Origin of the sequence: Massilia cavernae, from assembly GCF_003590855.1 — a bacterium.
Lineage (GTDB): Bacteria > Pseudomonadota > Gammaproteobacteria > Burkholderiales > Burkholderiaceae_D > Telluria_A > Telluria_A cavernae.
The window spans coordinates 21,107-42,102 of sequence record NZ_QYUP01000093.1 but is presented as its reverse complement, the minus strand read 5'-3'; the positions used below and the strand labels follow the sequence as shown (position 1 = coordinate 42,102).

The 20,996-nt window shown below is 62.4% G+C and carries 15 protein-coding genes and 2 pseudogenes; 6 read left to right on the top strand and 11 right to left on the bottom strand.

The window, feature by feature from the left end:
- The 3 genes from D3872_RS09930 to D3872_RS09920 form a co-directional block, all read right to left on the bottom strand.
- Positions 1 to 651 (bottom strand): TonB-dependent receptor plug domain-containing protein (locus D3872_RS09930; protein WP_220476918.1); only part of this gene is annotated, 651 nt, incomplete at its 3' end.
- Positions 652 to 863: 212 nt separating this feature from the next.
- A complete protein-coding gene (locus tag D3872_RS09925) occupies positions 864 to 1,922 on the bottom strand; it encodes a LacI family DNA-binding transcriptional regulator (protein ID WP_119810619.1) in 1,059 nt (352 codons plus the stop codon).
- Between the two features lie 57 nt (positions 1,923 to 1,979).
- A complete protein-coding gene (locus D3872_RS09920) occupies positions 1,980 to 4,211 on the bottom strand; it encodes a glycoside hydrolase family 88 protein (protein WP_182915755.1) in 2,232 nt (743 codons plus the stop codon).
- Between the two features lie 312 nt (positions 4,212 to 4,523).
- On the opposite strand from D3872_RS09920, the gene D3872_RS09915 reads away from it, so the two are divergent.
- A complete protein-coding gene (locus D3872_RS09915; protein ID WP_119810617.1) occupies positions 4,524 to 6,305 on the top strand; it encodes an MFS transporter in 1,782 nt (593 codons plus the stop codon).
- 51 nt (positions 6,306 to 6,356) lie between these two features.
- Here D3872_RS09915 and D3872_RS27620 read toward each other — a convergent pair.
- Together D3872_RS27620 and D3872_RS09905 are read right to left on the bottom strand one after the other, a co-directional pair.
- Positions 6,357 to 6,786: pseudogene (locus D3872_RS27620) on the bottom strand (phosphotransferase); the annotation flags it as partial.
- A gap of 315 nt (positions 6,787 to 7,101) precedes the next feature.
- A complete protein-coding gene (locus D3872_RS09905) occupies positions 7,102 to 8,454 on the bottom strand; it encodes an EAL domain-containing response regulator (RefSeq protein WP_182915754.1) in 1,353 nt (450 codons plus the stop codon).
- 221 nt (positions 8,455 to 8,675) lie between these two features.
- Here D3872_RS09905 and D3872_RS09900 point away from each other — a divergent pair, with 221 nt between their 5' ends.
- Entirely contained in the window at positions 8,676 to 9,068 is a 393-nt protein-coding gene (locus D3872_RS09900) for a hypothetical protein (protein WP_147373851.1), read from the top strand.
- 239 nt (positions 9,069 to 9,307) lie between these two features.
- On the opposite strand, the gene D3872_RS09895 is transcribed toward D3872_RS09900, so the two are convergent.
- The gene (locus D3872_RS09895) at positions 9,308 to 10,120 is read right to left on the bottom strand and encodes an NAD-dependent epimerase/dehydratase family protein (RefSeq protein ID WP_119810615.1); all 813 of its coding nucleotides are present in this window, start codon (positions 10,118 to 10,120) and stop codon (positions 9,308 to 9,310) included.
- A 524-nt stretch (positions 10,121 to 10,644) separates the two neighbouring features.
- On the opposite strand from D3872_RS09895, the gene D3872_RS09890 reads away from it, so the two are divergent.
- Entirely contained in the window at positions 10,645 to 12,054 is a 1,410-nt protein-coding gene (locus D3872_RS09890; RefSeq protein ID WP_119810614.1) for an MFS transporter, read from the top strand.
- A 95-nt stretch (positions 12,055 to 12,149) separates the two neighbouring features.
- Here the strand turns inward: D3872_RS09890 and D3872_RS25255 are convergent, their stop codons facing one another.
- Complete coding sequence (locus D3872_RS25255) at positions 12,150 to 12,383, bottom strand: hypothetical protein (protein ID WP_147373850.1); 234 nt, start codon at positions 12,381 to 12,383, stop codon at positions 12,150 to 12,152.
- Between the two features lie 323 nt (positions 12,384 to 12,706).
- Between D3872_RS25255 and kdgD the strand changes: the two genes are divergently transcribed.
- Together kdgD and D3872_RS09880 are read left to right on the top strand one after the other, a co-directional pair.
- The gene (gene kdgD / locus D3872_RS09885) at positions 12,707 to 13,621 is read left to right on the top strand and encodes a 5-dehydro-4-deoxyglucarate dehydratase (RefSeq protein ID WP_119810613.1); all 915 of its coding nucleotides are present in this window, start codon (positions 12,707 to 12,709) and stop codon (positions 13,619 to 13,621) included.
- A 92-nt stretch (positions 13,622 to 13,713) separates the two neighbouring features.
- A complete protein-coding gene (locus D3872_RS09880; protein WP_119810623.1) occupies positions 13,714 to 15,291 on the top strand; it encodes an aldehyde dehydrogenase (NADP(+)) in 1,578 nt (525 codons plus the stop codon).
- Positions 15,292 to 16,058: 767 nt separating this feature from the next.
- Here the strand turns inward: D3872_RS09880 and D3872_RS09875 are convergent.
- A pseudogene (locus D3872_RS09875) lies at positions 16,059 to 16,281 on the bottom strand (MOFRL family protein); the annotation flags it as partial.
- 188 nt (positions 16,282 to 16,469) lie between these two features.
- Positions 16,470 to 17,825, bottom strand: coding sequence for a glucarate dehydratase (gudD, locus tag D3872_RS09870; protein ID WP_119810612.1), 1,356 nt, complete (start codon positions 17,823 to 17,825; stop codon positions 16,470 to 16,472).
- A gap of 68 nt (positions 17,826 to 17,893) precedes the next feature.
- Here gudD and D3872_RS09865 point away from each other — a divergent pair, with 68 nt between their 5' ends.
- Positions 17,894 to 18,304 (top strand): hypothetical protein, encoded by a 411-nt coding sequence (locus D3872_RS09865; protein WP_147373849.1) that lies wholly within the window; start codon positions 17,894 to 17,896, stop codon positions 18,302 to 18,304.
- A gap of 24 nt (positions 18,305 to 18,328) precedes the next feature.
- Here the strand turns inward: D3872_RS09865 and D3872_RS09860 are convergent, their stop codons facing one another.
- The gene (locus tag D3872_RS09860; protein ID WP_119810610.1) at positions 18,329 to 19,921 is read right to left on the bottom strand and encodes an MFS transporter; all 1,593 of its coding nucleotides are present in this window, start codon (positions 19,919 to 19,921) and stop codon (positions 18,329 to 18,331) included.
- A 97-nt stretch (positions 19,922 to 20,018) separates the two neighbouring features.
- Positions 20,019 to 20,996 (bottom strand): Bug family tripartite tricarboxylate transporter substrate binding protein, encoded by a 978-nt coding sequence (locus tag D3872_RS09855; protein WP_119810609.1) that lies wholly within the window; start codon positions 20,994 to 20,996, stop codon positions 20,019 to 20,021.

Here is a 20,996-nt window from a genome sequence, read left to right as displayed (position 1 = left end):
CAGGCGCACACGCATCGTGTCGCTCAGTGCGCCGGAGGTAGTGGCGCCGATCCGCCATTCACGGTCATTGGTCAACAGCGTGCTGGTGCGGATGCCCCACTTGCTTTGGATCGGTTTGGTAGTGATGTTCAGGGCGCCGGCAATCGAGCTCTTGCCCAGCAGGGTGCTCTGCGGGCCCTTCAGCACTTCAATGCGCTGTACATCAGCCAGATCCTTGAAGGCATTGGCTTGCATGCCGACCGGGATGTCGTCGATCACAACGGATACGTCGGATTCCACCCCAATGCCAAGGGAGTAGGTGCCGATGCCGCGCATATTGATGCTGAAGTTGCCAGGCTGACTGCCGTAGGAGACCGTCAGCGCTGGCGACAGCGCCGGCAGGTCGTTCAGGTCACGCACATTGTTGCGCTGCAAGGTCGCGTCATTCATTACGCTGATCGCGGCCGGCACGTCTTGCAGGTTCTGCGCCCGTTTATTGGCGGTCACGATCACCGATTCCAGCTTGGCGTCGTCCTGCTGTGCCGGCGGCACGCCTTGCGCGCCAGCGGCGGCGTAAGCGTGGCCGGAACCCATGCTGGCCAACGCCAGTGCCACAGCCATCGCCAATGGACGTGCCTGCATGGAATGCTTGCCGTTGTGGTAGTCCTTCATCGTTATGTCTATCCCCAGTTATTATTGATTATTGAACAAATTGACTGCAAAAACTTGCTTCAGGCTTTGCGCTGCTCCGCATGCCAAAAACAAAACTGCTCCACCCCGTATGCACCCTGGCGAGCGCTTCCAGGAAGTAATATCCCCCCCATAAATTCGATTCACCGACGCCACGCCGCGCCGGCACGCTGTAAGCACCGTGCCCCAGAAGCTCAACCAGCCACACGGCGGCCACGGCCGCGCCGCGCGACGGCCGCCGGCCCGGGGCCAGTCGATTCCCTGATCACGATTTCGCTCGGAAATTCGATGCGCTGGCGCCGCCCTGGCTCCTGGCGAATTCGCCGCATCAATTCCTGCACCGCCGCTTGCGCCATGGCTGGAATGGGATGGCGCAGCGTTGTCAGGCCCGGCTGCACTACCGCCGCCATAGGCACATCGTCGAAGCCAACCACCGAAATATCTTCCGGCACCCGCAAGCCACTCGCGCGCACGGCGCTGACGCAGCCCAGCGCCATCGCGTCATTCGCCGCAAAGATGGCGGTTGGCGGCTCCGGCAGCGCCAGCAAGGCACGCCCGGCTTCCAGACCCGACGCCTCGCTGAAGTCGCCCTCCCGCACCAACTCCGGCGCCACTTCCAATCCAGCATCCTGCAAGCCCGCGCGATAACCGCTTTCGCGCTCGGCGCTCTGACCGGTATAGACTGAGCCGCGGACAAAGGCGATACGCCGATGGCCCAGGTCAACCAGGTGACTGACCGCGTCGTGCGAACCGTTCACATTGTCGCCCCGTACCACCGGCAGGCTGGTTTCGTGCCGACAGTAGTTAATCAGGATGATGGGACTGCTGCTCGCTTCCAGTGTCTTCAGGTAGTCGTCACTCATGCGCGGCAGCACATAGATCAGCCCATCCCACAAGCCATGCAACAGCTGGCTCAGGCGCTTGCCTTTGCCGCCGCCAAGATCGCCCATGGCATCGTAAATAAACAAGTCCATTTCGTACCTGCGCAGCTCTGCGCTAAGTGCGCTGGCGAAGGCATTGGTCACGGCGGACGACAAATCATTGATGACTATGCCGACGACATTCGTGCGCCCGCCCTTCATCATGCGCGCCAGCGCGTTCGGCGCATAGCCCAACGCCTGGGCCGCCGCCTGGACCTTGGTGCGCGACTTTTCTGAAGCGTAGCCTTCACCGCTCAAGGCGCGCGAGGCAGTCATCACCGACACCCCCGCCTTCTCCGCCACATCGACCAATGTCACCGTTGACTTCTTCATTGACTTCCTCTCTACCTGCAATGTGATAACGATATACCCTTCACATGCTGTTTCAAGTTATTTTGCCGGCTTCGTGGCAGACGCCACAGGACGCCCTGCCGCCCCCTCCACGCGCAATGGATTGACAATGCGCGCCGCATATTCCTTCACGTATTTCTCCCAAGCTGCCGCGTCCGGAAAATCGCCGCTCTTGCTCCAGCCCGCGCCCAGGTGATAGACAAAGCTGCGGCCCGGCTGTGCCTTACCCAGCGCCAGGTAATTCCCGCCATGCTCGGTATAGCGCGCACCCGGCCGCACGATCGCGCAGCCGATGCTGCCATCATTGCCATGCGCGGGTTCCCAGTAACTCATCCAGTTGACGGCCTCACGATAGTCCCCGCCAGCCCCCCTTTGCGCGATACCGATGCCGATATCAAGCGGACGCCCCTGGGCGGCGAACTGGCTTTCTACGCGACTGAAGTTGGAGCCGGCATCGATCGACACACGGCGCAGCTCTGCAACCTGGCGGCCGCCCGCGTCCCAGCTGTCGTAGCTTAGCTCGAACACGGCACGCAACGGACCATTTGCCAGCACCTTCCATTTACTGAAATTAGCCGAGGTATGCAACTGGCGACCGTCATAGATACCCAGTCCGCCGCAACCGCGCGCCTTGCCGACCTTGTAGAAATCCAGGCCTTCGCCATGGTCGGCGTGATAGTCGCCGCCGGCATACCATTTGTCGATCACCAAACCACGAGTGCGCTTGGACCATACGTCAATACCGCTGCTGACCAACATTTCCTTCGGCTCACGCATGATGGCCGGTCCGTAGACGCGGTGCGCGATGCGGTCGCTCTCCCAGGCAAAGTCGTCCAGCCGCTCTGACACGAAGCGCGCATGCACCTTGGTGTCCACTGGCGGAACCGCAGGCAAAGCGCGGCGCGGCAGCAGCAGATACGTGCGCGTCTCGCGCGGCGCCGCTGTAGCCTGGAACAGCACCTTGCCCTCCAGCCCCTGGCTTGGAAGAATGCGAGAACTCGCCGCATCCATCACGACCACATCGCCGTGCACGGGAGCCTCCACCGATTCATCGGCCCGATGAAGGGCGCTATCATTCTGCACTTTCACCACCACCGGCTGGGTACCGTTCAGCGCCAGCATCCGGTAGTATTCGCTTCCCGCCAGCAGGAACGCGCCCACACCGTACACTTCCGTCGCATTCGCATTGAAGGCCTTTGGATCTTCGCCGATCGGCTGCACATGGGTCAGCTTGCCGCCGGCATCGACGTTCGCGACCAGGGATTTCCAGGCTTTTCGCACTGCCGGCCCAAAGCGGACCGGGTCCAGCAAGCCCTGGTTGACGCCATAAGTCAGCGCATAGGCGTACAAAGCGGTACCACTGGTTTCCTGCAAGGGATAGCTGCCCGGGTCGAGCAGGCTGGCGCGCCACATGCCGTCACTCTGCTGCAATTCCAGCAATTTGTTCGCCATTTCCGTGAACTGTTGCACGAAGCGCGCACGCTCCTTATGGTGCGTCGGAATGTATTGCAGCATGCGCACCAGTCCACCCATCACCCAGCCGTTGCCACGCCCCCAGAACACCTTGCGCCCATTCGCTTCGCGACTCTTCAGGAAGCGGCTGTCACGAAAATAGAGATGCTCGTTCTTGTCATAAAGGAAGTCCGAAGTCTTCCACCATTGGCGGATCGCGAACTCAAGATAGCGCTCATCACCGGTTGCCGCCGTCAGGCGGGCGTAGGCGGGCGGCGCCATGAATAGCGCGTCGCACCAGGCCCAGCGATCCATCACCTCCGGCGCGTCCCAGCGCAACTCGCCGTCATGCGGATTGGCCAGGACCTCGTCAAACCGGGCGCGCATCGCCGCGATCATTTTGGGCTCCCGCATCTGCAGGTAGAGCTCGGCATAGGTCTGGCCCACGATATGGTCATCGGCATGATAGATCCGCGGACCGAGTTGCCACTCGTTGCGCTCGCCAATGGCGACCATTGCATCGCGATAACGGCGCTCGCCCGAGATGCCGACCAGCGCCATCATGCCCGCATCGCCGACAGCTTGCGTCCAATCGTCTTCAGGATGAGTGCTCGGATGAGCGAGTTGCCAGTCAGCCACACGCTGCATCAAGTCCAGCACTTGCGCTGGACTGTCTGCCTGATTGACGGCAGCAGCTGGCTTGACGGCGGCTGCCGGCTGGGCATGCGCACCTGGCGCGGGAACAATTGACATCGCGGCGCAACAAACGGCCACAGCGAGCAGATGCACCTTGGGTTGACAATAAAAAAACTTGTTCATGAGCGTCCCTTGACTTGGAAAATTTTCGAAAATTGCGGCACGAGTGCGGTAACGATACCACATGATTCAAAAAAATGAAGCAGTTTATGTCGGGAAATGCGCAAACTCGCCCCGATACTGCCCTAAGTCGCCGATGAATAATTTCAGCTAGCAAAGTTAAGAGGTTAACGTTACCATTCATTCGTCGGGCATCATCCGGAGCCTGGCATGACAGTCCCGCCCATCCTGTGTCCCGAGTTCGGCGACTCGGGCGGAGCGCGTGGCGCCGCCTTGCTGGCGTCCAGGCATTTTTCGTCCCATCAAGGAGTCCTGATGAATACCACCCTCACACCGACAGGGCTGCACTCGCCCGAAAACCAGACCCGCTACCTGCTAACCGTTGCAGGGCTGGGTGGACTGCTTTATGGCATTGACGTCGGCATCATTGCTGGGGCGCTGCCCTATCTGGAGGCGAGCGCCGCCCAAATTTGGAAACTGTCCTCGCAGCAGCTGGGCATGGTCGTCGCCGCAGTTCTGCTGGGCTCGGTACTTTCCTCCCTGGCCGCTGGCGCAGTGGCCGATGCCATCGGCCGCAAGCGCACCATGCTGATCGCCGGCGTACTGTTCTGCCTGAGCATTCCTGTCATCGCCATGGCCGATGGCTTTCTGCCGATGATCCTGGGACGCTTGCTGCAAGGCGTGAGCGGCGGGCTGATCGGTGTCGTTGTTCCACTTTATCTGGCCGAAAGCCTGCCCTCCAGCGTACGCGGACGGGGCACTGCGGTATTCCAGTTGCTGCTGACACTGGGGCTGGCACTGGCAGCGCTGGTTGGCCTGCTGGTCGCGCAGGAAGTGGACACGGTCGCGCGCACCGCACCCGCCACCCTGGCTGCGACCCAGGACAGCGCATGGCGCCGCGTTTTCTGGCTGAGTCTGCCGCCAGGGCTGCTGTTTACCGCTGGCGTGCTGGCACTTTCCGAATCACCGCGCTGGCTGCTCGCGCGCGGACGCAAGGTTCCAGCCCTGGCTGCGTTGACGCGCACCCGTGGCGCTGAAGACGCCGCGCGCGAACTGGCAGCCATTCAGGATGAGCCGGGATCCTCGCCGTCGCATGAACGCGGCAGCTTGTTGCAGCGCCGCTATGTTCTCCCCTTTCTCCTGGCCTGCGTAATTCTGGCCTGCAACCAGGCCACCGGCATCAATTCGGTGATGGCCTACGCGGTCACGATTCTCAGCGAAGGAGGCTTGTCCGGCGCCATGGCGAACTGGGGTGACCTCGCGTTGAAGCTGGTCAACGCACTGATGACAATTGTTGCGCTGGTGCTGGTGGACCGCAAGGGCCGCAAGTTTCTCCTGATGCTGGGCACTGGCGGGATCGTGCTTTCCTTGTGCGCGGCAGGCCTGCTGTTCCAGGCGGGCGAGGCTGGCAAGCGCGATGTCAGCGGTTTCTTGACCGCACGCATTCAGTCCGATAGCCTGCACGTCGATCAGGCAACGCTAGGCAAGCTGACAAGCGACGGCCGCCAGCTACTGCAAATTGCCTACAGCTATGGCCCGCTGACCCAGTTGAAGACCGTACGCGCGGGCGAAGGGCTGGTAATCGAGCCGCCACGCGACATCGAGTCCGACAGCGTCATCGGCGCATTCTTCCGCCGCCATCACCTGAATCCTTTCCCCGACATGCGCGAGGCCATCCATGCACCGCTTCGCATCGAGCGCGCGAATATTGCCAGCCAGCCCGACAGCATGAACGGCTTCCTGCTGCTGGCCTGCCTGATCGGATTCATCGCCAGCTTCGCCGTTGGCCCTGGCGTATGTGTCTGGCTCGCGTTGTCCGAGCTGATGCCTACGCGAATCCGGTCCAACGGCATGAGCATCGCACTGCTGATCAATCAGTTCGTGTCGACCGTGATCGCCGCCGTCTTCCTGCCGACGGTCGGGCAGCATGGTTACGCGATCATGTTCTTTGCCTGGGCTGGCTGCACGGTAGTGTATTTCCTCACCGCCGCCTTCCTGCTGCCGGAGACACGCGGCAAAACGCTGGAAGAAATCGGACACCACTTCGAAGGTACTCGAGGCGGACATTCCACGGTCAGCGCAACGCAAAAGCTATAAGGACCAATACGAGAACAGGTGCAACGCGAATCAGCGTCCGCACGAGGCGAGTTAGCAATCAGGGGCCGCCGGCTCGTCCATCAGCGCGATTTGTGGGCGCTCGAGGATGCGGTCCCGCCAGATGCACTGGGTATTAACCCAGGTGAGGGCAGCCGCGGGGAAGCTGGATCCCAGCGGCGGGCCAACCAGGTCGAATAGTGGATCAGGCGCAGGGCCGGCAAAGCCTCACAGAAACAGCTCACGCGAGTGGAACTCGCGGATGCCTTCGTAACCGGCCAGGATATCGCTCATCTGGAGCACCCTGTCCTTGCGCTCGCCGGATAGCGATCCACAGGTCCTGCGCAGCGGGGCCTATGCGCGCATCGTCAAAGTCCACGTAATGCGGACCGACGTCGATCCGCAGCACATTGCCGCCGTGGCAGGCGCCGTACAACCGGATGATGCCCGCCTGCCCTGCCCGCTCGTAGTAGCAGCGCGCCACACTGGGTCGCGTCAACTATCTTGGCCGGACCGGCCAAGATAATCGTCGCTCACCACCACGTTCTCGAATGCCTGGTCGGCCGCGGTAATACGGCGAAGCGGAAGCCCTGAAACGAAGGCACGGTGCAGTCGTCGATGGCCAGCGCCGGCACGGCTGGCAGTTCGCGCTCGTCAAGTCAGGAGGCAAACGCGCACCCAGGATCCGGGCATCGGTCCAGCGCTCCGGCCGGTAAAATTTGACCACTAGCGATTTCCCTCGATGCCCACCGGGTAGATGCGGCTCTCATAGCTGTTCCGCGCCAGCAGGCGGCCATTGTCATGCAGGCCGATGCTGGCCACGGCGTCGAGCACACAATCGGGACTCAGGTCGGAAAATGGGTGCGCGGTAGCTATATTCGCCGTTGTAAGTGGCGCGGCGTGTAACGCTTCCCAATGCAGCCGCAACTGATGTCTTGTCCTGCAGATAGCCGATCAAATCCGCCTGCGCCATGGGCCGACCTAGCAAAAATCCCTGACCGGCAGCACAACCGAGCGATTGAACCAAATTCAGTTCATCTCTGGTTTCAATCCCTTCAGCCACCGTATGTAGGCGCAGTTTTCCGGCGAGTTGGATGATGGATTCCAGGATCGCAGCCGATTTCGTGTTACTTGATGCATCAGCTACAAAAGAGCGGTCAATCTTGAGTTCCGTGAACGGCATCTGGCTTAACAGTTGCAGCGAGGAATACCCCATCCCAAAATCATCGACAGAAATTTTAAAGCCCATCATGCGTAGCCGTGTCAGCGATTCAAGTAGCCGAATGAAACATTTCGAGGAGGCAGTCTCCGTCACTTCAATCGTAATCTGCGCCGGAGAAAGCCCGCATGCCGTCACAAGTGAGTAAATCCTGGTCGGCGTGCGCGCATCCTGTAAAGTGAGCGGCGAAACGTTAAGTGCGAAGCCGATGTTCCTTCCGCTGGCAGCACATTCCCTGGCACATGCCAGCGACTGCAGAAGCAAGCATCCCGTCAATTGATCAATCAACCCTTCCTGCTCCATCAGTTCGACAAACTGACTTGGTAGCAAGATCCCCAGGTCGGGGTGATTCCAGCGCGCAAGGATTTCGACGCAGGTCGGCACGCCCGTATTGAGATCGACTTTCGGCTGAAAAAAGGGCACAAACTGATTGCAGTTGAGTGCCGATATCAAGTCACTCCGGGTCCACTGCTGCGACGACTGCCTGTCCACATTCTTCGGCGCTGCTGCAACAGTTTCTAGATAGCAAAGTAATAACTGTTTGAGTTTATCTGGTTCAGTCGCGCTAGGCAGCTCGCCTAACACACACGATCCGCATCCATGCGCAATTGTCCTTGCTGAAGTAAGCAGCTCGCCCTTCGCCACCGACATCAGAATGAAACCGCTCACGTTGCATCGAGCCGCATGGTAAATAAACTCAAGCTCATGAATGTCCTTCATTTTCATGTTGCAGAGTACGATATCAAACCCGTGTCCAGTGCTGCTCAAGACATTCAAGGCACTTGAACAATCCGCCGCCTGCGTGACAAAAGCAACTCCCATCACATTTAACGCCTCGGCCAGCATCTCTTGTCGCAAGGGGATGTCATCCAGTATCAGTACCCGCAAATCGGACAAGGCAGAAATCGAGTGTTGCAGCATCAGCTTCATCATATCACCTGTGCTAGAGCGGACGAATAGCAAAACTTGTTCACGAAGCATCCTTGGCTTGGAAAATCGTCGCACAATGCGGTGCTTGTGAGATAACGATACCATATTTAATTCAAAAATGTGAAAAATTTGTGCCAAAGATAAGCAAGTAACCTAACAATTTCTCGAGAATGCCGGAAAATAATTTCCGAGCGGTAAGTTCGGTGGGTAACGTTACCAGAAATATGTCAGCCCCTATCCGGAATTTTCATATTCCGTCTCGCAACACGCTGGCAAACCTGAGGCGGATTCCCACAGCGTTGTGCCGCGATCGCCCGCTGTTGCCCGTGTCATTCGAGCGCAGCGGCAACAGCCCGGAAAGCCAGGCCGTCGTCGACTTCGCGTGCCGTCGTTCCAGGGCCGTGGGGCAACCCGACCACCTGCTGCGCGTGATGGACGCCACGCTGCTTCAAGGCCTCATGCCGCCGTCCGCGCATGCCGCCATCAGCAGCGGGGGACCCGGATACGAGTCGCGCGCCCTGCCCGGCGCCACAGTCGTCAACGTGTTCGCGGGCTGGGACAGACGCGCCGCGATCGACAGGCCGGCCCGCGGTTGGTGTTGGTCACGTCAAGATTGACGTCGAGGCTGGCGCCGCGCAGCGCGTATTCCAGTTTTCGGCGCCGGCCTGGCGTTCCGGATGCTGCGTCATGGCGACGAATACGCGCTGCTCATGCGGCGTGCCGCGTTCGATACGGTGGGCGCCACGCACCGCGCCGCTGGGGATCGCGGCGCCAGATTGTGCGCGCCGTGATGTCTACGCAAGTCCAGGGGCGACTGGCGCTCCCCATAGCGGGCACTCGCCTACGATCCGCATGTTCATCCTCGGCCGAACTGAGGTCCGCTCAGGATGAACGGGCCACCCTGGTAAGTGGCGCCGACGTCGTCCGCGGCCGGGTAAGTGCCCGACGGCGGAAACATGCCGCTGAATTTGGTGGAGCTGTCCGTGGCCACGAAGCCGAGGTGGCCGGCCTTGCGGTTGTCCCACCATTTGGCAGGGTTGTCCGACATGCCGAACAGGATGGTGTGGCCGACCTTCGCCGTCATCAGCGAACAGCGCAGCGATTCGACCAGGTCGTCGTAACTGAGGTAAGTGACCAGCATGCGCGCCGACTGCGGCTCCGGGAACGAGGAGCCGATGCGGATGCACACGGTTTCGATGCCGAAGCGGTCGAAGTAGTAACGCGACAGGTTTTCGCCGAAACACTTGGACACGCCGTACATGGTGTCCGGGCGCACCGGATCGTCCGCGTCGATGACTTCTGTCTGCTTGTAGAAACCGATCGCGTGGTTCGAGCTGGCGAACACCACGCGCCGCACGCCATGCTTGTGCACCGCCTCGTACAGGTTGGCGGTGCCGACGATATTGGCCGACAGGATCGCGTCGAACGGCGCTTCGACCGAGATGCCGCCGAAATGCAGCACCGCGTCGACACCCTCCATCATTTTCATCACGGCGGCCTTGTCGGCGAGGTCGCACTGGACGATTTCCTCGCCCTCGCGCGCTTCGCCCAGGTCTGCCAGGTCCGACAGGCGCACCACGTCGGCCCACGGTTTGATACGGTCGCGCAGCACCTTGCCCAGGCCGCCCGCGGCACCGGTCAGCAATATGCGTTTGAATGGTTTTGACATGGCTTGCTTTCGTAAATAAATGGGGGACAGTCCGAGCCGGCTTGAATGTTATCAGTCGTCGTACAACGAACGCAAAGTATAGTCAAGGGCATCCGAAATAGCAACGCCGTTCTACTCAAATTATCCGCTCAACCCGAACCGATTGTGAATTTCATACGCCTCCCGTCGGCGCCGCCCAAGAACAACCTGGCACAGGGTGTTGTCGCCTACATAGTAGTATCCGCGAGGGCAGCCTCGATCCGGGCGACACGCTGCCGACCGATCGAAAATTCCGTCCAGTTGCGGGATCCGCGCCCTCCCCGGCGTGCGCCGGACATCGGGCAAGACGCGAAATCTGGAACGAGATCCGGTTCAAAACCATCCTTGCGAATTGGTTGACGTACACGCCGTCCAGATAAAGTATCTTTGGCGGATTGCTATTTCTAAAAACCGTCACTATACTTTGGCGACACGTTGTCGGATGACTGATGACTAGACGTCACTCTGCCACACCGAATGAATTATCCAAAATGAAGAGACACGAGATGAACCAGCAAGCGGTTGGAAAGTACCGGTGGACAGTGTGCGCCATGTTGTTCTTCGCCACGACGGTCAACTATCTGGACCGGCAGGTGCTCAGCCTGCTCGCGCCCGACCTGTCCAAGGAGTTTGGATGGACCAATAGCGACTACGCGAACATCACCGCGGTGTTCCAGTTCGTGTATGCCATCGCGATGCTGTTCGCCGGCCGCGTAGTCGACCGGCTCGGCACCAAGCAGGCCTTCATGCTCGCCGTCGCGGTCTGGTCGCTCGGCGCGATCATGCATGCCTTCTCGATCCCGGTGGGCGCCGGCATGGCAGCTACCTTGGGCGCGGTGGGCATCGCGGCGGTGCCAGTGTCGGTAGCCGGCTTCATGCTGTCGCGCGCCGTGCTGGCGATCGGCGAGGCGGGCAACTTCCCGGCCGCGATCAAGGCGACCGCCGAGTATTTCCCCAAGCGCGAGCGCTCGTTCGCGACCGGCATCTTCAATTCCGGCGCGAATATCGGCGCGGTGCTGGCGCCGATCAGCGTGCCGTGGATTGCCGCGCAGTGGGGCTGGCAGGCTGCGTTCATCGTGATTGGCGCGATTGGCTTTATCTGGATGGGCATGTGGCAGGTGCTGTACGAAAAACCGGAGCAGCAGAAGCGCCTGGGCGGCGCCGAACTGGCATATATTAATAGCGACGTCGCCGCCGCGCCTGCAGCGGGCGAGCAGCTTACCACCGGCCAGGAACAGACCATTACGTGGTTCCAGCTGCTGGCGTATCGCCAGACCTGGGCGTTCGCCTTCGGCAAATTCATGACCGATGGCGTGTGGTGGTTCTTCCTGTTCTGGCTGCCGAAATACCTGTCCGCCCAATATGGCATGGAAAAGACCGCCATCATGGCGCCGCTCGCGGTCCTGTACAGCATGACGATGGTCGGCAGTATCGGCGGCGGCTGGCTGCCGACCTGGTTCATCAACAAGGGCTACACGCCGTACGACGGCCGCATGAAAGCGATGCTGCTGATCGCCCTGTGCCCGCTGGTGGTCTTGCTGGCGCAGCCGCTTGGCTATATCAGCGTGTGGGTGCCGGTGATACTGATCGGGATCGGCGCGTCGGCGCACCAGGCTTGGTCGTGCAACCTGTTCACCACGGTATCCGACATGTTCCCCAAGACGTCGGTGGCGTCAGTAGTGGGCATCGGCGGCATGGCCGGCGGCCTGGGCGGCGTGTTGATGTCGAAAACCGGCGGCTGGGTGTTCGACTATTTCGGCGCCATGGGCAAGATCCACACCGGCTACACCATCATGTTCGCGGTGTGCGCGGTGGCCTACCTGCTGGCGTGGTGCGTGATGAAGGCCCTGGTGCCGACCCATTCCGAGATCGAAGCGCCACGGCCGAAGTTCGATATGCCTGCCGCCGCCAAGTAACACCTGCAGCGGAGTAGTCGAAGGCCGTTCAGCCCTGTGCTGAACGGCCTTTTGTTTCGTTCGCCCAGCATGGACGCTCGTCGCCACCGTCGCCGTCAACTGGCCCATGCCGGGGATGGCGGCGATCGCCTGCGCGGTGCGATCTTGGCGCAGCCACGCCAGCAGCGCTGCCTCGATGCTTCATCCGGACGGGCGCCGGTGAAGAATGAGGCACTTTGGCGGGCTGCGATGAAGCCAAAGCCCGGCCCTGTGTGCTTCGGATCGCGGGCTATGTATAGCTGTTCGTCCTGGTCATACAACCAGTTATCTTTGCCGAAGAGTTTGTCCATAAAGGCGGGGATGTCCTTCGCTACTTCTGCATTGAGCTGTGCCCGGTGTGTTCCTCGGCTCGTGATTTATGCTCCACGCTTCCTCCCCACGGTCAGTTGCCCTCCCGCAGTTGCGCTTCACTTCGTTCGCAGTGGCCAGCTCACGGCGGGACTTGCCCCCGCCAAAACGCCCGCTTTTTGCGGGGCGTTGTTTATTCCATTCGAAGAAAAGCTGAGATCGCGCTTGCGATTCTCAAATCGATGTTGTACGATGACTGATAACAATGGCGACAAGTCGTTGCCTTGGCCTTGCTTCCTTTCCAACCTTTTTCGGGCATATCAACATGTTCTCTCCACAAGACTTGAAACAGATCCTTTCGTCAGGCCTGCTGTCGTTCCCAATTACCGATTTCGACGCGCAGGGCGACTTCGTGCCGGCCACTTATGCCGGCCGCCTCGAATGGCTCGCTCCGTATGGCGCCAGCGCGCTGTTCGTCGCCGGCGGTACGGGCGAGTTCTTCTCGCTGACGCCTGAGGACTACACCCAGGTGGTCAAGGTGGCGGTCGCAACCTGCCGCGGCAAGGTGCCTATCCTGGCCGGCGCCGGCGGCCCCACCCGCACTGCGATCGCCTACGCAAAAGAAGCCGAGCGCCTGGGCGCCCACGGCATCCTGCTGATGCCGCACTACCTGACCGAAGCGAGCATGGATGGCCTGGTCGAGCACGTCGCCGCCGTCTGCAATTCGGTCAAGTTCGGTGTGGTGGTGTACAACCGTAACGTGTGCCGCCTGGACGCGGACGCGCTGCTGAAACTGGCCGACCGCTGCCCTAACCTGATCGGCTTCAAGGACGGCCTTGGAGAAATCGAAACGATGGTCTCGATCCGCCGCAAGCTGGGCGACCGCTTCACCTACCTTGGCGGCCTGCCAACCGCCGAGGTGTATGCCGAGGCCTACAAGGCACTGGGCGTACCGGTGTATTCGTCGGCAGTGTTCAACTTCATCCCGAAAACCGCCATGGAGTTCTACGAAGCGGTGCGCACCGACGACCACGATACCACCGGCCGCCTGATCGACAGCTTCTTCCTGCCTTACCTTGCGATCCGCAACAGGAAGCAAGGCTACTCGGTCAGCATCGTCAAGGCTGGCGCCACCCTGGCGGGCCACACAGCAGGTCCGGTACGCCCGCCGCTTACCGACCTGACCGGAGAGGAACGCGAGCAGCTCGGCGCCCTGATCGCGTCGCTCGGCCCGCAGTAATCCCGCACCACAGCACTCGCATCACAGCACCTTTTTACGGCGCGACGCGGCTAGCCGCCTCGCGCCATCTGCGCAAGGAGAATATCTTGAGTATCAATATCAAAGGCGAGTTCGTCATCGGCGCTTCCGCCGTCACGGGCAGCGCTTCCGCGTTCCGCGCCATCGACCCGTCGACCGGACAGCACATCGAGCCGCCGTTCGGCGCCGCCACCCTGGACGACGTCGAGCGCGCATGCACACTGGCCGCAGCGGCCTTCGATAGCTACCGCGAGACTTCGCTTGCGCAGCGTGCCGCCTTCCTCGAACAAGCTGCGCAAAACATCCTCGACCTCGGCCCGCAGCTGATCGAGCGCGCCATGCAGGAGTCCGGGCTGCCGCAGGCGCGCCTGGAAGGCGAACGCGGACGCACCGTTAACCAGTTGCGCCTGTTCGCCAAGGTCGTGCGCGACGGCCGCTGGCTCGGCGCCGCCCTCGATTCGGCCCTGCCGGAACGCGTGCCGCCGCGCCCTGACCTGCGCCTTCGCAAGATCGCGCTCGGCCCGGTCGCCGTCTTCGGCGCCAGCAATTTCCCGCTCGCGTTCTCGGTTGCCGGCGGCGACACCGCGTCGGCCCTGGCGGCCGGCTGCCCGGTGGTGGTCAAGGCGCACGGCGCCCATCCCGGCACCTCGGAACTGGTGGCCAAGGCCATCATGGCGGCGGTTGCCTCCAGCGGCCTGCCGGAAGGCGTGTTCTCGATGCTGCACGGTGACGGCCGCACCATCGGCCAGGCACTGGTGGGCCACCCAGCCATCAAGGCGGTCGGTTTCACCGGCTCGCGCCAGGGCGGCATGGCGCTGGTGCGCGCAGCAGCCGCGCGCGACGAACCAATTCCCGTGTACGCGGAAATGAGCAGCATCAACCCGGTATTCGTGCTGCCAGCCGCGATGGCCGGCGGCGCAGCGAAAATCGGCAGCGGTTTCGTCGACTCGCTGACGCTTGGCGCCGGACAGTTCTGCACCAATCCAGGCCTAGTCGTCGCACTCGACGGCCCGGATCTGGAGACGTTCTGCGACGCCGCCGCGACCGCGCTGCAAGGCAAGGCTGCCAGCACCATGCTCACGCCGGGCATCCACGCCGCGTTCAACAGCGGCGTCGAACGCCTGTCGAAAGCCGACGGCGTCAAGCTCCTCGGACGCGGCCAGCAAGGCACGTCCGCATGTGCCGGCCAAGCCGCGCTGTTCATCACAGATGCGGCGGCATTCCTGGCCAACCCTGAGCTGGAAGAGGAGATCTTCGGCGCCAGCTCGCTGGTGATCCGCTGCGGCGACATCGCCCAGTTCCGCCAGGTCGCCGAGCACCTCGACGGCCAGCTGACCGCGACGCTGTTCGTGGCCGAGGGCGACCGCGAAGCCGCCACCCACCTGCTGCCGGCGCTCGAACGCAAGGCAGGACGCATCCTCGCCAATGGTTACCCGACCGGCGTCGAAGTGTCATACGCGATGGTGCACGGCGGGCCGTTCCCGGCTACCTCGGACAGCCGCAGCACTTCGGTGGGCGCGACCGCCATCGACCGGTTCCTGCGTCCGGTCAGCTACCAGGACCTGCCCACCTGGCTGTTGCCGGAAGCACTGCAGGACAACAACTCGCTCGCATTGTGGCGGCTGCGTGACGGTGAGTTGGAGAAGGCCTGAATCGCGCGTTCACGTTCGGCATTCGCCATACATTGTGATCAAGCTCGAGCCCGCCATGCGGGCTCTTGTTCTCCAAGCATCCGCTTCGGCAATATAGGCAGGGATCAGCAAACCTGCCGGGACATCCTTGACTTCCCATTCCGCGCGTGTCACCGTGACTGCTTGGGTCCAACCGGATACCGGCGCCATGAAAATACCTGACTGCGTTGCAAGACCAAACGAGGCGAATTCGGTCGGAAAATTGCCCCCGGATTCGACCATCTACGGAACGAAAAGTGAAAAGCGGAAAGGAGCGCCTTTTACGTCGGTCTTCGCATCAGCTGTAGGCGGCAGCACAATCGGCAGTGCGTTCGGTCTACTGGAATTCTCGTGGGGGGCTGCACTAGGGGGTGGCATTGCCCTCTATGTCGAGAGGAAAGGCCATGCCTGAATTCCTGGTACATGTGGTGCCGGATGGATATGCAACCCTGACCGCTTATCTGGCGGTTTTTTTTAAGTGCATGCCCGTTCTGTATCTATAAGAAAACCTGGCCAGACACCGGACACCTCGTGCTGATGTTGCTCAGTTCAATTGGAGCTGCGTCAGGCGCAAAGATTGTGTATCTCACGATGTCGCTTCCCGTCGCCAAACTTGGCGCCCTGGCGGATGACAAGGGGGCGTTGGTGGTTGGCGGGTTGGCTACGCTGGCGCTATCGCTGCGCGAAGCCATTTCGAATTGGCGGAAAGTAGCACGCGTTTGAACCCTGCCGTGAACACTCTCACCGCGCTACTCAGCGGCGAGCAGAACCGCCCGGAAGTCGTTCACGTTCGTGAGCCTCGGGCCGCACACCATCGAATCGCCAAGGGCCTGGAAGAAACCATGGCCGTCGTTATTGGCCAGGCAGTCCTTTGCCTTGATGCCCAGCTCCCAGGCGCGCCAGCGTGTCCGGCGCAAGCAAGGCCTCCGCGATTTCCTCCTGCCCGTCGACGCCGTCAGTGTCGCATGCGAGGGTGCGTCCGCGCGGCGGCGCAGGCAAGTGGGGAGGAAGGCAGTGCAATGGCTGTGCCGCGGCGACGGCGGCGTCGAACATCTGGCGCAATAAGGCTTGAGGCGGCATGCGGGCTTCCCTTGTCGAGACGGTGCGCGTCCTGGCGCGCACACCGCTAGCCGCATGATCCCAGGTTTTCAGGCCAGGTGTCAGCGGTCGAAGCTAGGACGCTTGTTTTCGAACTTCCAGCCCGGGAAGAAGTACTGCATGGCGATCGAGTCGTTGCGTACGCCGAGGCCCTTGGCGAGGTACAGCTGGTGGGCTGCCTCGATGGCTTCCATGTCAACGTCGATGCCGAGGCCAGGCTTGGCCGGCACCTTGATCATGCCGCCTTCGATCTTCAACGGTTCCTTGGTCAGGCGCTGGCCATCCTGCCAGATCCAGTGTGTGTCCAGCGCGGTGATCTTGCCGGGCGCCGCGGCGCCGACCTGGGTGAACATCGCCAGCGAAATGTCGAAGTGGTTGTTCGAATGCGAACCCCAGGTCAGGCCCCAGTCGTTGCACATCTGGGCCACACGCACCGATCCCTGCATGGTCCAGAAGTGCGGGTCGGCCAGCGGGATGTCGACCGACTGCAGCTGGATCGCATGGCCCATCTCGCGCCAGTCGGTGGCGATCATGTTGGTGGCGGTCGGCAGGCCGGTGGCACGGCGGAATTCGGCCATGACTTCGCGGCCGGAGTAGCCGTTCTCGGCGCCGCAAGGGTCTTCGGCATAGGCCAGCACATGTCCCTGGCCGCGGCACAGGCGCACCGCTTCCTTGAGCGACCAGGCGCCATTCGGGTCGAGCGTGATGCGCGCGTCCGGGAAGCGCTCGGCCAGCGCGGTCGCCGCTTCGATTTCCGCGTCGCCGCGCAGCACGCCGCCCTTCAGCTTGAAGTCGTTGAAGCCGTAGCGCGCGTATGCCGCTTCGGCCAGGCGCACCACCGCTTCGGGCGTCATCGCCTTTTCGTGGCGCAGGCGCAGCCAGTCGTCGCCGGCATCCGGTTCGCTGTTGTATTCGAGATCGGTAGCGCTGCGGTCGCCAATGTAGAACAGGTAGCCCAGCATCTCGACGCTGTCGCGCTGCTGCCCGTCGCCCAGCAAGGCGCAGACCGGCACGTCGAGGAATTTGCCCAGCAGGTCGAGCAGCGCCGCTTCCAGCGCGGTCACGGCATGAATGGTGATGCGCAGGTCGAAGGTCTGCAGGCCCCGGCCGCCGGCGTCGCGGTCGCCGAATTCATTGCGCACGCGGTTCAGGATGCGCTGGTAGTTGCCAATCGATTGCCCGACCACCAGCGCGCGCGCGTCTTCCAGCGTCTGGCGAATTGGCTCGCCGCCTGGCACCTCCCCCAATCCGACATTGCCTGCGCTGTCGGTGAGGATCACGATATTGCGGGTGAAGTAAGGACCGTGGGCGCCGCTGAGATTGAGCAGCATGCTGTCGCGGCCGGCGACCGGGACCACGCGCATGGCGGTTATTACAGGCGTCGAACCGTGGACGTTAGCTGGGCTGGTCTGGAACATGATTTCCTCAATTTAGTGTTATCAGTCGTCGTACAACATAAGTTCAGTATAAGCAGGAGAGGCTCCGTTTGCAACCGGATAAAGCGCCGATTGCGACATTGCGGGAAAAAATACGCGTCCACTTGGACGAGCGTTATCAGACAACGACGCCAGCATTATGCGGTTTGCGAATGGAGGTTATCGAAACTTCGAATTGGATTTATAACGGTTCGCCGTCCATACTGAATCACGGAAACAAATTTGAGGAAACCATCATGGACACGATTACCGCCCGCCCCGCCGTCGAACTGCCTTTCGTTGCTGCCATCGTAGCAAGCCTGCGCAAGCTGGCCGCGCCAACGCAACGCGCTGAAGTTGCCGAGGCCGCCGTGGCCGATGGCCGTGGCGACGGCGTATGGGAACTGTTTCGCATGTCGCGCGGGTCGGATTCGGTCCGCCCGGCCGTCGCAGCGGCCCTGGCCGCGCGCATCGCGGATTAATCTCGCTTCCCTACCGCGCGGCGCCTAGACGTCCTCGATAAAGCAGCGCGTCACCTCGGGCGCACCGTCGCCCAGATGGAACGACTGCCTGCGGTCGCGCAGCGCCACGTCGGCGGCCGTCACACGGTCGAACCGGCGCAAGTGGCCGGTCCACGACTCGTCGACGATGCGTTCGATGTAGCGCGCAGGGTCGGTCGCGTCGCGCAGCAGCTCCCAGCCAAGGGCCCCCTGCCGCAGTCGGCTGCGCCGGCTCTCGCGCATCACCACTTTAAACTCTTCCGCGCGCGCTGGATCGATGCGGTATTCGATCATGACCTGCACGCGCCCGGGCGCAGGTTCCCTTGAAGCGACCGGCGCCTTGAATGCCGTCGACGGCGTAAGGTCGTCATCCGTGCCCGGTTCGGGCAGCAGCTGGCGTGCGGCGAGCATCGCCACGGTGGCGCACATGCTGGCGGCCAGCATGCTGGTGGGTACACCCGCCATCGCCGCTACCTGCCCCCATACGGCCGCGCCCAGGGCGCTGGCGCCCATCATCGACATCTGGAAAATCGACATCCCGCGTGCGCGTACCCAGTCGGGCAGCGCCAGCTGGACCGATACGGCCAGCGAATTGGCTGCCGTGATCCATGCCACGCCCCCCAGGAACATGGCAACAGCGCTGGGCCATGCCGTGCCGCTGAGCGCGACCGCAGCAGCGGCTGCCGCCTGCAGCAAGGCGCCCGCGACTACCAGCTCATCGCGGGGCAGGATCAACCTGAATTTCGGTAGCAGCATGGCGCCGGCGACCGCACCCCCGCCCATGCAAGCCAGTAGCAGCGTGAAGATGCCGGCGGCGCCAGCGCCACCCAGCGACTGCGCGACCAGCGGCAGCAGCGCCAGCAAGGCGATCGAATGGAAGTAGAACACCGCTGTGCGCACCAGCGTCGAGCGCACATGCGAAGACTGGCCGACGTATTGCAGCCCTACCCGCATCGCGCTCACCAGCCGTTCGCGTCCCAGCGGATTGGGCACATGGTCGCGCCGCCAGCGTATCAGCACGAAGCCGGACAGCACCGACAGCACCGCGTTCAGGACGAATACATAAACACTGCCTGCGCCCGCGATCAGGGCACCGGCGATCAGCGGCCCGGCGATGCGCGAGGCGTTCATCGCCACGCCGTTCAGCGCCAGCGCCGCGGGCAGCTGGGGCCGGGGAACAAGTTCGGGAACGATGGCCGCAAATACGGGAAAGCGCATGGCCAGGCCGATGCCGTTGGCTGCGGTCAGCGCCAGCAGCACGCCGGGGGTCATTGCGCCGGCCAGCACCGCCGCGCACAGCAGCAGGGCCACGCCCGCGACCCAGAACTGGGTGGCGATGAAGTAGCGGCGCCGGTCCAGGATATCTGCCAGCGCACCGCTGGGAAGTCCAAGCAGGAACATGGGCAGGGTCGACGCGGTCTGCACCAGCGCCACCCACAGCGGCGAGGCGGACATGGAGGTCATCATCCATGCCGCCGCCACGTCGTTCATCCACATGCAGACGTTCGCCGCCAGCCAGATGGCCCACAGGATGCGGTAGTCCGGATTGCGCAGCGGCGCCAGCGCAGCCAGCGAAGCGTCCGGTCCAGGGGACGGCATGGCTAGGTCACGCTTCCTGGAAGGCCTCTTCCCGCTTCGACCTGATCGAAGGCAGGGCGACGATGCAAACCGGGGAGGCTGCTGCTGCGGCGCACGATTATTCGAGGGTGATCTTGCCGACTTCGATGACGTTGCGCCAGCGGGCCAGTTCCTCGGCCTGGAACCTGGCGAACTGCTCAGGCGTGTTGCCCACCACTTCGAAGCCCTGCTCGGTGAGTTTCGCCTTGAGCACAGGCTCGTTCAGCGCGGCCAGGATGGAGTGATGCAGCTTGGCCTTGACCTCCTTCGACAATCCTTTAGGCGCCGCGATGCCCTGCCACGAGTAGATGTCGACGCCCTTGATGCCGGCTTCGGCCAGGGTCGGCACTTGCGGCAGGACCGCCGAGCGCTTGTCGCCGGTAACCGCCAGCGCTTTCAGCTTGCCGGCCTTGATGTAGGTGAGCGCGGTGTTGACGTTGACGAAGGAGACATCGACCTGGCCGCCCAGCAGGTCGGTCATAGCCGGGGCGCCGCCCTTGTACGGCACATGCAGGCCGGAAGTGCCGGTCTTCTGCCAGAACAGCGCCGCGGTCAGGTGGTCCGACGAACCGTTGCCGGACGAGGCGAAGCTCACCTTTTCCGGATTATTCTTCAGCCAGGCCACCAGTTCGGCCATGTTCTTCGCCGGGACGTTCGGGCTCGCCACCAGCACGTTCGGCGCCCGCACCGCGACGGTCAGCAGGTCGAAGTCCCTGGATGGGTCGTACTGCATTTTCTTCTGCAGAACCGGGTTGACCGAATAGACGCCGATCGAGGCAACCATGAGTGTGTGACCATCAGGCGCTGCGCGCTTGACCAGGCCGGCACCGATGGCGCCGGTGGCGCCTGGGCGGTTGTCGACTACCCATGGCTGGCCCAGGGTCTGGGTGATTCTCGGGCCGATCGCGCGCGCGATCGCATCGGACGAACCGCCCGGCGGGAACGGTACGATCACGGTGATCGCCTTTTCCGGGTAGCCGGCCGCCGCGATCGAGGCGGAAGCGGCCAGCGCGGTGAGGCCGAGGATGAAGCTGGAAAGCACGCGTTTGGTTTTCAA

Coding starts and splice junctions, on each gene's coding strand:
- D3872_RS09890 (WP_119810614.1), top strand. CDS start 10,645: ATGAACCAGCAAGCGGTTGGAAAGTACCGGTGGACAGTGTGCGCCATG.
- D3872_RS09920 (WP_182915755.1), bottom strand. CDS start 4,211: ATGAACAAGTTTTTTTATTGTCAACCCAAGGTGCATCTGCTCGCTGTG.
- D3872_RS09860 (WP_119810610.1), bottom strand. CDS start 19,921: ATGCCGTCCCCTGGACCGGACGCTTCGCTGGCTGCGCTGGCGCCGCTG.
- D3872_RS25255 (WP_147373850.1), bottom strand. CDS start 12,383: ATGGACAAACTCTTCGGCAAAGATAACTGGTTGTATGACCAGGACGAA.
- kdgD (WP_119810613.1), top strand. CDS start 12,707: ATGTTCTCTCCACAAGACTTGAAACAGATCCTTTCGTCAGGCCTGCTG.
- D3872_RS09925 (WP_119810619.1), bottom strand. CDS start 1,922: ATGAAGAAGTCAACGGTGACATTGGTCGATGTGGCGGAGAAGGCGGGG.
- D3872_RS09905 (WP_182915754.1), bottom strand. CDS start 8,454: ATGATGAAGCTGATGCTGCAACACTCGATTTCTGCCTTGTCCGATTTG.
- D3872_RS09900 (WP_147373851.1), top strand. CDS start 8,676: ATGTCAGCCCCTATCCGGAATTTTCATATTCCGTCTCGCAACACGCTG.
- D3872_RS09895 (WP_119810615.1), bottom strand. CDS start 10,120: ATGTCAAAACCATTCAAACGCATATTGCTGACCGGTGCCGCGGGCGGC.
- gudD (WP_119810612.1), bottom strand. CDS start 17,825: ATGTTCCAGACCAGCCCAGCTAACGTCCACGGTTCGACGCCTGTAATA.
- D3872_RS09915 (WP_119810617.1), top strand. CDS start 4,524: ATGAATACCACCCTCACACCGACAGGGCTGCACTCGCCCGAAAACCAG.